Source organism: Thiomicrospira sp. WB1, from assembly GCF_001507535.1.
Lineage (GTDB): Bacteria > Pseudomonadota > Gammaproteobacteria > Thiomicrospirales > Thiomicrospiraceae > Hydrogenovibrio.
In genome coordinates this window covers 204120-219565 of record NZ_LQBN01000003.1, presented here as the reverse complement: position 1 = coordinate 219565, position 15446 = coordinate 204120, and the positions used below count along the sequence as shown (strand labels likewise).

The following is a 15446-nucleotide window of genomic DNA, read 5'->3' as shown; positions in this document are numbered from 1 at the left end:
ATCGCCCGCCACCCATGCTTCAACATCAACGGTACGCCTCGACTTTCGAACGTAGCGCCAACTCCGCAGGATAGGGATGCAAGAACACCTGCTCCGACAAATAGTCAGAACCGTAATGACGAACAAACTGTTGCAAGACCTTGATGACCGCAATCATCGGCACGATGCCTTGACGAAATTCCTCTCGGGTTTCCAGATAATGCGCTTTCTCTTCTGCATTCAATGACGCCTTGAAAAAACCAAACATATGATCCAACACATTAATGACGGCTCCCCGTTTGCTATGCTGACTCAAGGCCTCATGCAGCAGCGATTCGTAGGTCGTCAGAGCGTGCGCCAGCGTTTGTGGGGTTGCTTGTGCCACCACAGGCCCCATTTCCCGAAAAATGGCCTCGGACTTGGATTGCAACAGAAACTTGTGTTGCCGATGAAAAGTCTGCAAGGCTTTGACATCGGGCTTGGCCTCGACAAACTCGCGCCAACGGGCCTGGGTAAAGACGTGCATCACAAAATTTTCTCGGAGCCAGGCGTCCTTGAGCCGGCCTTCTTCTTCAACAGCCAGCCAGGGCGCCTCCCTTTGCAACCGCGCCGTAAAAAGACCTTGCCCCATTTTGTCTTGCGAACCAAACCATTCCCCAGTCGGGCGATAAAATTTGATTCGTTCCATGCCACAGGTGGGCGAACGCGACTTGACCACCGCCCCATCGACCCCCTGGCTGAGCAGTTTCGGGATCATTTTTCGGTTGTAGTCTTCGATGCCTTGCGTCACGTCCGTGTCCGTGCGCGTACCGCGCACCCTGATCTCCCCATCGAAATTAACAATCCGAATGGTCTCACGAGGCGTGCCCAATACCGGCGCTTCCGGACAGAACGGATAAAACTTGGCATAAGGGGCCAAGCCATGATTAAGAAAATCATCCTGAGCATGGCCGCCGTTGTAACGGCATTCAGTACCGCGCAGACAATCGGATACGGCCAAACGCACCTGTGGAAATTCGGATGGGCTCGACATAACACTCCTTTTTTGACCAGGCCTGGTCAGATGACGACACAGGTTGTATAACAATTGTACATCGAATTCCGTTACAATGCTTTTAGCATAAATCCACATGGCCACAGTGATCAACAGAGAGAGTTGCAATGCATTACAAAAACTTTACCGCTTACCAGCATGGTACCGAGCCCGCCGTCGGGGTTCTGCTCACCAATCTGGGCACCCCTGACGCCCCCACCAAGGCCGCATTAAAACCTTACCTCAAAGAGTTTCTGGAAGACCCGCGGGTAGTGGAGCCGCCGCCGGCGCGCTGGCTGTGGAAACTGATCCTCAACGCCATCATTCTCAATACCCGCCCGGCCAAATCCGCCGAGGCCTATCAGGAAGTGTGGGGCCATTATGGTGATGGGTCCCCGCTGCTCGACATTGGCAACAAACAGCTTGAAGCGGTCAAGACATCCGTGTCCCAGCACTTTCAGGGACGCGTCGAATTCGCGCTGGGCATGCGCTACGGCAATCCTTCGATTCCCGATGCCTTGAAATCCCTGCAGGAACGTCACGTCCAGAAACTGGTGGTCTTGCCCATGTACCCACAGTATGCCGGTGCCACCACCGCCTCCACCTTTGATGCGGTCACGGACGAACTGCGCCAATGGCGCTGGGTACCGGAATTTCGCTTTATTAAAAGCTATCACAAGCATCCAGGTTACATCAAAGCGTTGGCCAATAGCATTCGGGAACATCAGGCCGAACACGGCCAGCCTGACCTGCTGGTCATGTCCTACCATGGCATCCCTCAGCGCTACTACAATAACGGCGACCCTTATGCCTGCGAATGCCGGGCGACGTCCCGACTGGTGGCCGAAGAACTGGGGCTGAGCGAAGACGATTATCTGGTCAGTTTCCAGTCGCTGTTTGGCAAGGAAGAATGGATCAAGCCCTACACCGATGCCACCCTCAAAGGGTTGCCGGAAAAAGGGATCAAGCATGTACAGGTGATCTGCCCCGGTTTTTCCGCCGACTGCCTGGAAACCATTGAAGAGATTGATCAGGAAAACCGTGAATACTTCGAGGAAGCGGGGGGTGAGCAATACAGTTACATCCCCGCACTGAATTTCCGCGAGGATCACACCGACATGCTCGCCGAACTGGTGCTGCAACACACTCAGGGCTGGCCAGAACGGGATGGTTTTGATGCCGAGGCGGCGAAAGCAGAACGGGCAACCCAGGCCCGCCGTGCGCAAGAAGTGGAACAAAGCCTACTGGATGAATTCGGAGAAGAAATCATCTACCCTCAGGGCAAAAAGCACCTGGGCTGATCTTGTCTCAACGCCGGTCGAGGCCCCGACCTCTTCGACCGGCTTACTCCCCTCAATCGCTCTGTGAGGAAAAACACTCCCGCTGCAGCTGCCCCACTTCCAATCGCGTACCGGTGACGGCCGGACTTTGCATCAGATAACTCACACTCTGCCAGATTTGCGCCAACCCAATGGGCTCGGGAATCGCATTTTCCGCCAGTCGTGTCTGCTTGAGTGATTCGCTGTCGCCCTGGTTAAAGATCACCAGGCCAGGCGCCAGCGTATTGCATTTGATCTGCGGTGCCCAGTCGCGCGCCAAAGATCGGATCATGGACTCCAGTCCGGCCTTGGAGGCGAGGTAAGCGGTGTAATCCGGGTGCCCCCGGCTGGCTTTGGCGTCACTGATCGCAATCACATCGGCGCGCTGTGAACACTGTCGCAGCAGAGGCAGGCAGGCCTGATTAATTTGGTAAGGCGCTCGCACATGCACAGCCCAGAGCGCCTCCAGATCCGCCACACCCGTGAGGCTTGATTCCTTTTTCCAGAGCGAAGCATTGTGAATCACCGCACGCAGACTGGTAACCTGAGATGCCAGCCATCGGGTAAAGACCGTGACCGCCTCAGCATCGGTAAAATCCACTTGATAACCGATCGCCCCGGCGTTCAGCAACTGTTCCACACCGGGTTTGTGCGTTCGATAGGTAAATAAAACCGCTTCGCCCTGCGCCAAAAAACGCTTGGCCAGATCAAGTCCGATGCGCTGGGCCGCACCGGTAATCAGAATGGCATTGGCAAGCCTGGCCATGCTCAGCCTTTTACCACCAGGTTGACCAGGCGCCCCGGAACATAAATCTCTTTGACCAGTTCTTTACCCTCCAGGTGCTTGGCCACGCGCTCCTCGGTCTTGGCCTCAGCGATGATCGCCGACTGTTCGGCGTCCTTATCGACTTCAATCTGGCCACGCAGTTTGCCATTGACCTGAACCATAATGTCCATTTCATCTTTCACCAGGGCGTCGTCATCCACGTGCGGCCAGGCCGCATCCAGCAACAGACCGTCTGACTGCCCATGCCCCAGGATTTCCCAAAGCTGTTGACCTGCATGCGGGATCACCGGCGACAGCATGATCACCAGTGCTTCCAACGCTTCCTGCATCAGGGCACGTCCCTGAGCGGAATCGTCCTCAAAACGGGCCAGATCATTCACCAGTTCCATCATGGCGGCGATGGCGGTATTAAAATGCAAACGTCGCCCCATGTCATCCGTCACTTTCTGAATCGTGGTATGCAGTTTCAAACGCAATGCTTTCTGAGATTTGTCCAAGCCGTCCTGATTGGTACAAGGCGCCGCCAGGCCTGTTTGTGCATGCGAATGAACCAACCGCCACAGACGGCTGATAAAACGATGCGCCCCTTCCACCGACGAATCGGACCACTCCAGTGTCTGTTCCGGCGGCGCGGCAAACATCATATACAGGCGCAAGGTGTCGGCACCGTACTTTTCCATCAGCACCTGCGGGTCCATGCCATTATTCTTGGACTTGGACATTTTAATCACGCCGCCATACTGAACCTCAGAACCGTCCGATTTCAATCGACCTTTGACGATGGCCCCCTTGTCATCGGTGACGGGCTCAACGTCCAACGGCGAGAACCAGATCTGTTTCCCGCTGTCATCCTGACGGTACCAACTACCCGCCAGCACCATGCCCTGAGTGAGCAGGTTTTTAAAAGGTTCACTGGATGAGACCAACCCTTCGTCCCGCATCAGCTTATGGAAAAAGCGCGCATACAATAGGTGCAGAATCGCATGCTCAATCCCACCGATGTACTGATCCACCGGCAACCAATGGTCCGCCCGTTCATCCAGCATCGCCTGATCATTGTCTTTGGAGGTGTAACGGGCGTGATACCAGGACGATTCAAAGAACGTATCAAACGTATCCGTCTCGCGCTTGGCCGCCCCGCCGCACTGCGGGCAAGCACAGTTTTTGAACGCATCCATTTTCGCCAGCGGAGAGCCGGAACCATCGGGCACCACCTCTTCTGGCAAGCGAACAGGCAAATCGGCTTCGGGCACAGGCAGGGCACCACAAGCCGGACAATAAATCACCGGAATCGGACAACCCCAGTAACGCTGACGGGAAATACCCCAGTCTCGCAAGCGGTAATTGGTCTGCTTTTCGCCCAGTCCTTTCTCACCCAGCACCTTGCCCATTTCATGCAGCGCCTGCTTGGATTTCAATCCATCAAACGCCCCCGAATTGACCAGCACCCCTTTTTCGGTAAATGCCTGCTCCGAAATATCCGGCTGGGATTCACCCTTGGGCGCGATCACTGCTTTCATCGGCAGATCGTACTTTTTTGCGAATTCATAATCGCGCTGATCGTGCGCGGGCACCGACATCACCGCCCCGGTGCCGTAACTCATCAACACAAAGTTGGCGGCATAGACGGGCAATACCTCATCCGTGATCGGATGGCGCACGCGAATGCCCGTGTCCATGCCTCGCTTTTCCATTTTTTCCATATCGGCTTCGGCGGTGGAGACATGCGAACATTCTTCAATGAAACGCTCCAGTGGTTCATTCTGAATCGCTGCTTTTTGTGCCCAGGGGTGATCGGCCGCCACCGCCAGATAGGTCACGCCCATCAGCGTGTCAGGGCGCGTGGTATAGACTTTCAGGTTGCCTTGCGACTTGTCCAGACCGCTTTCAATGGGAAATTCAATCTGCAGACCGGTGGATTTACCGATCCAGTTCTTCTGCATGGTTTTGACCTGTTCCGGCCAGCCTTCCAGTTGATCCAGGTCTTTGAGCAGTTCTTCGGCATAATCTGTGATGCGCAAAAACCACTGAGCGATTTCCTTGCGTTCAATCGGCGCACCCGAGCGCCAGCCTTTGCCATCAATCACCTGCTCGTTGGCCAGAACCGTCTGATCCACCGGGTCCCAGTTGACGGTCGACAATTTGCGATACACCAGCCCTTTGGCCATCAAACGGGTAAACAACCACTGCTCCCAACGGTAGTATTCCGGGTGACAGGTGGCGACTTCGCGCGACCAGTCATAACCCAGACCCAACGATTTCAACTGATCGCGCATGGTGTCGATGTTCTGATACGTCCATTTTGCCGGTGCCACCTGGTGATCCATGGCCGCATTTTCAGCCGGCAGACCGAACGCATCCCACCCCATCGGCTGCAGTACGTTTTTGCCCTGCAGTCGCTGGTAACGCGCGACCACATCGCCCAGGGTGTAATTGCGCACATGGCCCATGTGCAATTTGCCACTGGGGTAGGGAAACATCGACAGGCAATAAAACTTTTCCCGGCTCGGGTCTTCGGTCACGTCAAACGCGCGCTGCTCCGCCCAGAGCGACTGCACCGCCTGTTCGATTTGCTTGGGCTGATAAGTGTGCGAGGTGTCCGAATCAGTTGGCATTGTCATAGTCAGAAATCTTTTTTGGTATGATGGTTTGTAAAGTGACGAGATTATAACAAAGGATGCGCATTATGAGCGATAACAAGATGCTGACCGCCTACCGACACCTGCTGGAGCAGGCCAAAGAATCGATCTGGAAGGCCGAGTTCAAAAGCTGGGACGCATTGAAAAAAGCGGTTTGGGAATTTGAACGCGAAGGCTCTCACCTACAAGCACTGTCGCAGAAACAATGGCAACAGGTTCAGGAAGATGTGGAAGCCGACATTGACCAGCTGGCTGAGTACTTGGAAGAATTCAATCAGGGTGTGGAGTCTTTTTTGGAGATGGACCTGCCACTGATCGAATCCTACCTGGAAGAAAAAGCGCTCAGTCTGTCCGATCCCACCGAAATCATGATTCTGCGCCTTCGCCTCAATGCGGCCCTGAAGGACGTTAACAAAGCGGCCAACGACGACTGAGACCGCAAAAAACAGATGCCCTTTCATAAAAAATGACCAGGCCTGGTCATTTTTCATCCCGCCAAAACCTCATCACCCAAAAACCGGGTACAAAAAAACCCGCTGAGGCCGAAGCCTGAGCGGGTTTGACAGTTCGCCAACCTGTCGGGTTTCCCCTGGCAGGTTGCCAAAACGACTTAACGCTTGGAGAACTGTGGACGGCGACGCGCTTTGCGCAAACCGATTTTCTTACGTTCAACCGCACGCGCATCACGGGTCAACAGACCTTTGGCACGCAATGCAGAACGGTTTTCTTCGTTGAATGCCACCAGCGCTCGCGAAATACCGTGACGCACCGCACCGGCCTGACCGGTAGTGCCACCACCCTGAACAGTGATGTTGATATCAAACTGTTCAACGCTTTCCGTGGCTTCCAGTGGCTGGTTGATCACCATCAAATCGGTTTCACGTGCAAAATAATCTTTTACATCGCGACCGTTCACGGTAATGCTACCGGAGCCTGCACGAAGAAAGACACGTGCGACGGAATTTTTACGACGACCGGTTCCGTAGTGTTGTTCTACTGCCATGTTACTTTCCCCTTACAATTCCAGTTCTTTCGGCTGCTGAGCGGTATGCGGGTGCTCTTCACCGGCATAGACTTTCAGCTTTTTCATCATCGCACGTCCCAACGGGCCACGAGGCATCATGCCTTTCACAGCCAGTTCAACCGGGCGAGTCGGCTTGTTACGCATCAGCGTTTCAAAGTTACTGGACTTCAGGTTCCCGACATAACCGGTTACGTGGTGATACATCTTGTCCTGACGCTTGCGACCAGTGACCGCAATTTTGTCAGCATTGATGACCACAATGTAATCGCCGCAATCAACATGCGGCGTAAATTCCGGTTTGTGCTTCCCACGCAAACGGTAAGCGATTTCCGCTGCCATGCGCCCCAGGGTTTTGCCTTCGGCATTCACCACAAACCAGTCACGTTTGACTTCTTCGGGTTTTGCAACAAATGTTTTCATAACTTTGTCCTTATTTGGCAAGACCGGGCCTTGTTGGCGCCCGATCCTGACGATCCAATCCAATCGGTGACGTCGATCTGAACGACGTTCACGCGCACTTACTGTTTAACGGGCAATAAGGGGGATAAGGATTTAAAGCGTGAATTTTAGTGATTTGTAAAAACAAGTCAAGCACTTAATGCACTTAACCGCCGTCTTTTTGCATGGGGTCGACCAGATCGGGAATGTCTTTCTGGAGCTGGCGGCTTTGTTCGGCCATAAAGACGGCCAACGCCTGCTCCAGCCGACGATAGGACTGAATGATCTGCTGCCCCATCTGCGTCAACTGTGTACCACCCCCGTCTTTCCCACCCTGTGCTTTCTGTACCAACGGCTGTGAAAACATTGCATTCATTTCATCCACCAGCTTCCAGGCCTTTTTGTAAGACATCCCCATTGCCTTGGCCGCCTGATTCATGGACCCGGTGTGTTCAATCTGTTCCAACAACGTGATACGCCCGACACCGACATAACCGCCTGCGTCCGTCTCGTCGGTTCCCGTGATCCAGAATCGGGCGCGCAAGTGCGGCGCCAATGCCCCGCCGGGCAACTTTTGAGTCGAATTGGATTTGGATTCAGCCACGCAAACCTCGTACAAAAAAACGAAAACCAATAGCGATTGATTTTATGCTTGCCTTGCATTATAAACAAAGATGCAACTCACGTATAAACAGGTGCGCTGAGCGTGACACGAACGCTGAGGTGCCTGCCCGCCAAAAAGGAGGCACAAACATGAACAACGTCGGACAAGTGGATCGCTGGCTTCGTATTACACTGGGCATAGTGTTGATTGTGGCCGCTGCCACCAACGTGCTGGGACTTTGGGCGTACATCGGCATCATCCCGCTGGCCACTGGCTTGATTCGCTGGTGCCCGGTTTACAGCCTGCTTGGCATTCAGACCACCCCCAAAACCAACACCAGCGAAACCTGACATGCCGGGGCCGCCAGAGCCCCCAACAAAAAAACCGGTGAGGACAGACTGCCCCCACCGGTTTCAACAAAAGCCTTTATCAGGCTTAAGCTCTAAACACAGCGTTTCAATGTTTTATTGAATTCCGTGAAACGCTTTAAATTTTGCGATGGTTTTCACCGGCTTTTTCTTTTTGTTGGACGCATTCAGCACATAGACCACGGTTTCACCGTTCGGACCCGCGCCAATGTCTGTGTAACGCAGGTTATCAATGCCCAGGTCCACGTAGCCTTTGAAATCATCCCAGTTAGAGAAAACATAAATCCGGTTCTCTTCACCCCGATAGACTTCACCATAAAAATCTTCAGCCGCTTTCAAATTCCCAGCCATCATTTGTTCACCAATGGACGGCGTGGTTTTCTTTTTGTCATCGCCGGTCAGGCCGTAAACCACGGTTTCACCATTCGGCCCCTCACCGATAAACGTGCGACGATAGGCGGTTTCACCGCGCTCCATGAATTCCTTGTACAAGCCAGCGTCGTAAAACACGTTCATGCGCCCATCATGAAAGGCCACATACAAATCATCATTGGCCGCTTGAGCAGTCGCTGCCGCTGGCGAAGCGGTTTCCATTTTGGTCTCACTGGCACAGCCCGCCAAGACACCGGTTGCTAAAAGAGCCATTATCAATTTTTTCATGGGTTAATCCTTCAGTGGTCATTAAAAACAGGGATTATTTTAAAAACCCGATGTAACAGCTCTGTGACGCCTGTATGACAAAACGATGAAAGCCACAAACCTCAAAAGGGCATTGCAATTGCTTCACGCAAACGACAAAATGAACAAAAACACAAAGACGTGCCCATGAACGAAGCCATCAACCGCTACCAAATCCCCGATCAGGAAGCCAGAAAACTGGCCCAACAGGTGCTGGAAGAGCTGGAAACGGCTGGGTTTCATGCCGACCCCATTCACTTCACACTGTTTTATGAATGGCTGGGGCGCCTCGACCCGTCCATGGCCGAAGAAATCGACACCGCGCTGACCACCAAAACCTACGATGAGCACACGGCGCATCAGCTGTTTCGCCACCTCTGGGCGCAAATGATCAGCGACAGTCTGGAATCCAAACAATTCACCGAGGCCATCAACACCCTGGTGCATTTCATTGAAAGCTGGATGCAGGAATCCAAAGTGCAAGCCGACACCCTGACCCACAAAGTACAGGGCCTGTCACTGGACACGCCACCGGAAACGTTGCTGGCCCAGCTCAAGGAAGACATCTTACCCACACTGCAAAACTACCAGCAAAACAGCGAGCTACTGCACGAGCGCATCCAGCAGTCCAGTCAGGAAATGAAAGCGCTGCGCAAAAAGCTGGCCGAGGCCACCACCATTGCCAAAACCGATGAGCTGACCAACCTGCCCAATCGACGCGGCTTTCGTGAGACCGTGCAACAGGTCATGGACAAAGCCGTTGAGACTGAGCGCAGCTTTGCGATGCTGATTCTCGACATTGACCACTTCAAACAGATCAACGACGAATACGGTCACCTGATCGGCGATGCGATCCTGCGCTATCTGGCAAAACTTTTGCACAATCAGACCAAGGGGCAGGACCATGTGGCCCGCATCGGCGGTGAAGAGTTCGTCATTCTTTTGCCCGACACGCAATACAGTGGCGCACTGAGTGTGGCCGAAACCATACGCAAGCAAGTGGCGGCCCGCTCCCTGCAAATGCGAAAAAACCACCGCCCCATTCAACTCACCCTCTCCATTGGCGTGGCCATGTTTCAGTTAAGCGAGCCGTTTGACGCTTTGTTTGATCGCGCCGACCAGAGCTTGTATCTGGCCAAAAACAGCGGTCGTAACCGGGTCAAAGGAGAAACCGACCTGTGAGCGCCGCCCTCAATCTGATCTGCGGCCCATTGGGGTCAGGCAAAACCACCCTGATCCGGCATCTCCTCACGCAAAAACCGAAAGCGGAACACTGGTTAGTGGTGGTCAATGAATTCGGTGCGGTGGGCATTGATGGCGCCATTCTGCAAAGCCAGGGACAAACCCGTGTCGCGCAGATCCCCGGCGGCTGCATCTGCTGTACGGCCAAAGGGGAAGTCGAAGCCACCCTGAAACGTCTGCTTGACGAGCAGCAACCGGATCGCATCCTGCTGGAGCCCACCGGCCTGGGCGAACCCGACAATCTGGTGGACCTGATTCGCTTTGCCGATTTCAAAGACCGGATCGATATTCAGGCGGTGGTCACGGTGCTGGACAGCGCCCACACCGACATTGCCGACATAGAGCGAATGACCATTTATCAGAGTCTGTTGAACATGGCCGATGTGGTGGTATTGAATAAAACCGATCTGGCAGAACCGGCCCGGATCGACGCGCTGCAAGACCTTTGCCAGGCCTGCTTTCCGCCCAAGGAAGTGGTGATTGAAACCACACAGGGACGCCTGCCGCTTGAAGCCATCCGGCGTGCGCATTTTACCTCGCCCGCATTCAGTTTCGTTCAGAGTGAGACGCCCTCCCTGACACCAGGCCTGGTCAAATCCCACCTTCACGCGCCCACTGCGGTCGAATTCCCCCCTGTGCAGACTCTGCCAGGCCTGGTCGCGCGTGAAGGCAAGCATCAGGGCGACACCGTGGCAATTGGCTGGGTGTTTGAACCGGACGTGGCGTTCGATTGGCAGGCGCTGCGCTCCCTGTTTGAACATTTGGCCACCAAGGCGCACGTCAAACGAGCCAAAGGCGTGTTTGGCGTGGGTGCCAGCTCGCGGATGTTGTTTCAACTGGTGCATGGCGAGGTGTCGCGCGAACTGATTGCCTACCGCAAAGACTCGCGTCTGGAGCTGTTACTCACCCACGTGGATGCGGCCTTTGCCACCCAACTGGAGCAATCTCTGCAGGCCGCCATAACCGCTTCCTGACCCACGTCCATCCCGATTTCAGGCCGGGCTCATCGTCTGGGGCTCGGCCTTGAGCACCAGCAACGCGGCCAACGCGACAAACAGCGCCGACACCAGTAGGGTTGCTTCCATGCCCGCCGTCTGATAGACCCAGCCCGAGAGCAGGGTGCCGACCAGACGACCACCCGCATTGGCCATATAATAAAAGCCAACATCCTTGGAGGTACCGTCCGCGTCGGCATAGGACACAATCAGATACGAATGCACCGCCGAGTTGAGCGCAAACACAATGCCAAAAATCACCAGGCCTGCCATCAGCACCGTCTGCGGGGACGCATCCAGCCACCAGGCCATGACCATCGGCACCAGTGCCAATGGTAGCGCCAGTTTCATCGCCGTATGCCGTGTCGGCATGGTTTTATTCGGGTTTCGTATCCCGGTCAGTTTGGGCGCGGCGGCCTGCACCACACCATAACCGATCACCCAGAGCGCCATAAACGCGCCTACCTGGGTGTGCGACCAGTCCAATACGGCCTGCAGAAACACCGGCAGAGCCACCACAAACCAGACATCACGCGCGCCGAACAGAAAAAACCGGGCCGCCGACAGCCAGTTGATCGCCGCCGACTTGGCAAACATCGCCTGAAATTTGGGTTTGGTTTTGGCCCGGCCCATGGTTCCGTCCAGCAGAAACAGCGACAGAATCAGCGGCACCACAATGATCGCCACCAGCACGTACAAAGCGCCGACAAACCCAAGCCAGGCCAACAACGCCGCCCCCACAAAAAACCCCACGCCCTTGAGCGCGTTTTTGGAACCGGTCAGCAGCGCCACCCAGCGATAAAGCTGACCGGAGGCTTCATCGGCCAGCGACTTGATCGCGCTTTTAGCCGACATTTTGTTCAGGTCCTTGGCGATGCCAGACAACGCCTGTGCCGCCATCACATAAGCCACACTCAGCATGTCGGCGGGCACGGTCAGCATCATCAGCGCAACCACCTGAAGACCGAGTCCGATGTTCATGGTCACATTCAGCCCCAGACGGGCGCCCAGATAGCCACCGACCAGATTGGTGACGATGCCGAAAAATTCATAAAACAGAAACAGCATCGCGATTTCCAGCGGCGAATACCCTAACTGGTGAAAATGCAGCAGCACCAGCATCCGAATCGCACCATCGGTGATGGTAAACGACCAGTAATTGAATGTGACCAGACCATACTGTTTCAACGGATTCATCAGCGTTCCTTTGGGTGGCACCCACCACGTTCAGTTCGCGGTATGACCTTTTGCGGCTTTCAGCGCCAGATCCATCATCTGACGCACATAACCGATTTCATTGTCGTACCAGGCATAGACCTTGACCTGGGTGTCATGGATCACACGGGTGGACAGGGCATCGATCACGCTGGAGCGGCGTTCGCCTTCAAAATCCACGGACACCAGTGGACGCGTTTCATACCCCAGAATCCCAGCAAGAGGGCCTTCCGCGGCGTCTTTGAACAGGGCATTGACCTCACTCACCGTGGTCGGACGCTCAACTTCCATCACCAAATCGGTCAGAGAGGCATTCATCAACGGCACCCGCACCGCCAGTCCGTCTAGCCGCCCACGCAGCTCCGGAAAGATGTCGGCAATCGCTTTGGCCGAACCGGTGGTGGTCGGAATCAGCGACTCAAAACTGGCGCGGGCCCGACGCCAATCCTTGTGACCGTGATCGACCACCTTCTGGGTATTGGTGCGATCATGCAGGGTGGTGATGCTGCCATGCCGGATGCCGAGATTTTCATGCAGCACCTTGATCACCGGGGCAATGCAATTAGTCGTGCAGGAGGCCGCCGACAGAATCGGGTCTTCGCCCGGCGTGAGGATGTGGTCGTTCACCCCCATGATCACATTTTTGACGCCTTCCTTGACCGGGGCCGCGACCACAACCTGCGCCACGCCCTGATCCAGATAAGGCTGCAGTGCGGCTCGTGTGCGGAATTCGCCGGTGGCTTCGATCACCAAATCCGCGCCCGACCAGTCGGTGTCGGCAATGGCCTGATTGGTCGTATACGGGATCAACGTGTCATTGATCACGATATTACGACCATCGGTACCGGTTTCGTGGTGCCAGCGTCCGTGCGCTGAGTCAAAATGCAGCAGATGCGCCGACCCCGCCGCGTCGGTCGCGACTTCGTTGATGTGAACAAACTCGAATTCGGGCCGGTCAAACGCTTCACGCAGGGCCAACCGCCCCATACGTCCAAACCCGTTAATGGCCACCTTGATTGTCATGTTAACGCTCCTGTTTCCCCGACTGATCGGTCGCTTCCGCCAGCCATTGTTTGATCTGGCTCACACTGGGCAGGCCGCCGGAATGCACCAGGGTCTCACCAATGACCACACCCGGTGTCGCGGTCACGCCGTAGCTGGCAATTTCGGCCACGTCTTCGACTTTCTGCACTGTGACCTGAACGCCCATTTTGCCAGCCGTTTCTTCAATCCGTGTGACCGTATTGTGACAGGTCTTGCACCCGGTCCCGAGCACCTGAATGACCAGGCCTGGTAAGTTTTGACTGTCATGACCACCAGCGTCGGCTCTGGACGGGGCCGATTCAGAACAACAGCCAGACCATTCATCCTGTTCTTCTTCGCCATCACCGCAACAGGTGGTGGCATTTTCATCGGTACTTCCATCATTTTTTGCTTGCGATTTTGTCGTCTTTTGCGACACCGAAGCTGTCCCGCAGCTGCCCCCGGGACAGCACTCACCGCTTTTGGACAGTTTGCCAATCAGTTCGGCCGGACACCAGCCGGTGAACGTGGCCTGAAAGCCCATCACCGCCGGCAAAATCGCGAGCCACAACCAGTTTGCCGAGAGCAAATCCGTCTGTCCCGTGACCTGTGCCAGGGCAATGCCAATCAGAATCAGCCCTGTCATCAGACGAACCATTAAATTGCCTTTCATGATGCTTTCTCCTTTGAGCGGTCATTGTCTGTTTTTTCCTGCGTCATCCGGGTCGAATCACACGCCTCGCTGTCGCACACCACACCGCAGGCCGCGCACTCGCCCCGTGCGTTTTTAAACATCGGGCAAAACCCGGTAAAGGTGGCTTGGATTGCATTGAGCGCCATCGCAATCATCAACCACAAAAAACTGAGTTGGGTTAAATCCACCTGCCCCATACCATGCGACACCAGCAACAGTGCCAGCATGGCCATGGCAAAAAACCGCAAGGGCCGGTTGCCCTTCACCCCAATCTGATCCATAGACGCCTCCTTATATCGCCAAAACGTTAAACCCATAGCCTACGAGCACAAATGCCACGCTCAGCACACCCACAAACAACGCCAGCGCCGGCCAGCGAATCACTTTGCGCAGAATCAGCAGTTCCGGCAAGGACAAGGCCGCAATGCTCATCATCAAAGCGAGACTGGTGCCGATGGGCACGCCTTTGGCCAGCATCGCTTCGATCACCGGGATCACGCCCACGGCATTGGAATACAAAGGCACACCCAACAGCACCGCCACCGGCACACTCCACCAGTTGGCCGCATCCGCCAGATAGGTGCTGACCCAGGCCTCGGGCACAAACCCGTGAAAGGCCGCCCCCAAACCGATCCCGATCAACACCCAGTGCCAGATGCGTTGAACGATCACCCTCACTTCCTGCCAGGCAAAGGCATGGCGCACTTTGAAGCCACCGCTTTGTGCCTGCATTTCGGCCTGCTGACGTCGCTTGATGTCCCACACATAGGCTTCAACCCAGCGTTCGGGCTTGAACCACTCGATCACCATTGAGCCGACGTAAGCGACCACCAGCCCGGCCAGCACATACAACAATGCGATTTCCCAGCCCAGAATGCCAATCAACAGCACCACGGCCACTTCATTGATCATGGGGCTGGCGATCAGAAACGCAAAGGTAATGCCCACCGGAATCCGCGCTTCCACAAAGCCGATAAACAACGGCACGGACGAACAGGAACAAAACGGCGTCACCGAGCCCAGCGTAATCGCCAGCGACCGTGCCTGCCATTTGGGCCGCCCCGCCACCACCTGACGGACTCGTTCGGTGGACACAAACGCACGCAACAGCCCCATCAGATAAATCACGATCACCAGCAACGCAAAAATTTTGGTCACATCCATCACAAAAAATTGCACCGCTGCCCCCAGCTGTGTATCGGGGGACAATCCCAAAAGCGTGAAGGCCACCCAATGACCCAACGCATCAAACACTGAAAACATTCACGGCTCCCTGTGGCCATTCGCTTCGAGCGAGGCCTTTCTTACATCTTTATATCTGCTTATACGGATACTAACAAAGTTTTTTTGACCTGACCATCTTTTTTCATGCCCGGTTTACGGTAAAATGGAATTTTTAATCACTGGT

General features: G+C 55.0%; 17 protein-coding genes. 5 read left to right on the top strand and 12 right to left on the bottom strand.

What is annotated here, in order from left to right:
• Positions 1-25: 25 nt before the first annotated feature.
• The gene (locus AVO41_RS08105; protein ID WP_068585387.1) at positions 26-1012 is read right to left on the bottom strand and encodes a DUF523 and DUF1722 domain-containing protein; all 987 of its coding nucleotides are present in this window, start codon (positions 1010-1012) and stop codon (positions 26-28) included.
• Positions 1013-1140: 128 nt separating this feature from the next.
• Here AVO41_RS08105 and hemH point away from each other — a divergent pair, with 128 nt between their 5' ends.
• The gene (gene hemH, locus AVO41_RS08100; RefSeq protein WP_068585384.1) at positions 1141-2313 is read left to right on the top strand and encodes a ferrochelatase; all 1173 of its coding nucleotides are present in this window, start codon (positions 1141-1143) and stop codon (positions 2311-2313) included.
• A gap of 52 nt (positions 2314-2365) precedes the next feature.
• On the opposite strand, the gene folM is transcribed toward hemH, so the two are convergent.
• Both folM and leuS read right to left on the bottom strand, forming a co-directional pair.
• Positions 2366-3097: a dihydromonapterin reductase gene (gene folM / locus AVO41_RS08095; protein WP_068585381.1), complete on the bottom strand. Its 732-nt coding sequence runs from the start codon at positions 3095-3097 to the stop codon at positions 2366-2368.
• A gap of 2 nt (positions 3098-3099) precedes the next feature.
• Positions 3100-5739: a leucine--tRNA ligase gene (leuS, locus tag AVO41_RS08090; protein ID WP_082676658.1), complete on the bottom strand. Its 2640-nt coding sequence runs from the start codon at positions 5737-5739 to the stop codon at positions 3100-3102.
• 65 nt (positions 5740-5804) lie between these two features.
• Here leuS and AVO41_RS08085 point away from each other — a divergent pair, with 65 nt between their 5' ends.
• On the top strand, positions 5805-6191 hold the full coding sequence (locus AVO41_RS08085; RefSeq protein WP_235584704.1) for a zinc ribbon-containing protein: 387 nt from the start codon (positions 5805-5807) through the stop codon (positions 6189-6191).
• Positions 6192-6367: 176 nt separating this feature from the next.
• Here the strand turns inward: AVO41_RS08085 and rpsI are convergent, their stop codons facing one another.
• The 3 genes from rpsI to AVO41_RS08070 all read right to left on the bottom strand — a co-directional run bounded on the left by rpsI (position 6368) and on the right by AVO41_RS08070 (position 7823).
• Positions 6368-6760, bottom strand: a complete 393-nt coding sequence (gene rpsI, locus AVO41_RS08080) for a 30S ribosomal protein S9 (RefSeq protein WP_068585376.1) — start codon at positions 6758-6760, stop codon at positions 6368-6370.
• Positions 6761-6772: 12 nt separating this feature from the next.
• Positions 6773-7201, bottom strand: a complete 429-nt coding sequence (gene rplM / locus AVO41_RS08075) for a 50S ribosomal protein L13 (protein WP_068585373.1) — start codon at positions 7199-7201, stop codon at positions 6773-6775.
• 184 nt (positions 7202-7385) lie between these two features.
• Positions 7386-7823 carry a winged helix-turn-helix domain-containing protein gene (locus AVO41_RS08070; protein ID WP_068586056.1) on the bottom strand — a complete coding sequence of 146 codons (438 nt, stop codon included), beginning with the start codon at positions 7821-7823 and terminating at the stop codon, positions 7386-7388.
• Positions 7824-7972: 149 nt separating this feature from the next.
• Here AVO41_RS08070 and AVO41_RS08065 point away from each other — a divergent pair, with 149 nt between their 5' ends.
• A complete protein-coding gene (locus tag AVO41_RS08065; protein WP_068585370.1) occupies positions 7973-8173 on the top strand; it encodes a DUF2892 domain-containing protein in 201 nt (66 codons plus the stop codon).
• A 114-nt stretch (positions 8174-8287) separates the two neighbouring features.
• Here AVO41_RS08065 and AVO41_RS08060 read toward each other — a convergent pair whose 3' ends face one another.
• Positions 8288-8851, bottom strand: coding sequence for a hypothetical protein (locus tag AVO41_RS08060; RefSeq protein ID WP_068585367.1), 564 nt, complete (start codon positions 8849-8851; stop codon positions 8288-8290).
• Positions 8852-9016: 165 nt separating this feature from the next.
• Here AVO41_RS08060 and AVO41_RS08055 point away from each other — a divergent pair, with 165 nt between their 5' ends.
• Together AVO41_RS08055 and AVO41_RS08050 are read left to right on the top strand one after the other, a co-directional pair.
• Positions 9017-10051 carry a GGDEF domain-containing protein gene (locus AVO41_RS08055; protein WP_068585364.1) on the top strand — a complete coding sequence of 345 codons (1035 nt, stop codon included), beginning with the start codon at positions 9017-9019 and terminating at the stop codon, positions 10049-10051.
• Positions 10048-11085: a GTP-binding protein gene (locus AVO41_RS08050; RefSeq protein ID WP_068585363.1), complete on the top strand. Its 1038-nt coding sequence runs from the start codon at positions 10048-10050 to the stop codon at positions 11083-11085. Before AVO41_RS08055 ends, AVO41_RS08050 begins: the two co-directional genes overlap by 4 nt.
• An 18-nt stretch (positions 11086-11103) precedes the next feature.
• Here the strand turns inward: AVO41_RS08050 and arsJ are convergent, their stop codons facing one another.
• The 5 genes from arsJ to AVO41_RS08025 are packed head-to-tail and all read right to left on the bottom strand — an operon-like array spanning position 11104 to position 15301.
• Positions 11104-12303: an organoarsenical effux MFS transporter ArsJ gene (gene arsJ / locus AVO41_RS08045; RefSeq protein ID WP_068585360.1), complete on the bottom strand. Its 1200-nt coding sequence runs from the start codon at positions 12301-12303 to the stop codon at positions 11104-11106.
• Between the two features lie 30 nt (positions 12304-12333).
• A complete protein-coding gene (locus AVO41_RS08040; RefSeq protein WP_068585357.1) occupies positions 12334-13344 on the bottom strand; it encodes an ArsJ-associated glyceraldehyde-3-phosphate dehydrogenase in 1011 nt (336 codons plus the stop codon).
• 1 nt (position 13345) lies between these two features.
• Entirely contained in the window at positions 13346-14017 is a 672-nt protein-coding gene (locus AVO41_RS10625; protein ID WP_082676656.1) for an MTH895/ArsE family thioredoxin-like protein, read from the bottom strand.
• On the bottom strand, positions 14014-14319 hold the full coding sequence (locus AVO41_RS08030; RefSeq protein WP_068585354.1) for a DUF2892 domain-containing protein: 306 nt from the start codon (positions 14317-14319) through the stop codon (positions 14014-14016). Before AVO41_RS08030 ends, AVO41_RS10625 begins: the two co-directional genes overlap by 4 nt.
• Positions 14320-14329: 10 nt before the next feature.
• A complete protein-coding gene (locus AVO41_RS08025) occupies positions 14330-15301 on the bottom strand; it encodes a permease (protein ID WP_201022867.1) in 972 nt (323 codons plus the stop codon).
• Positions 15302-15446: the final 145 nt, after the last annotated feature.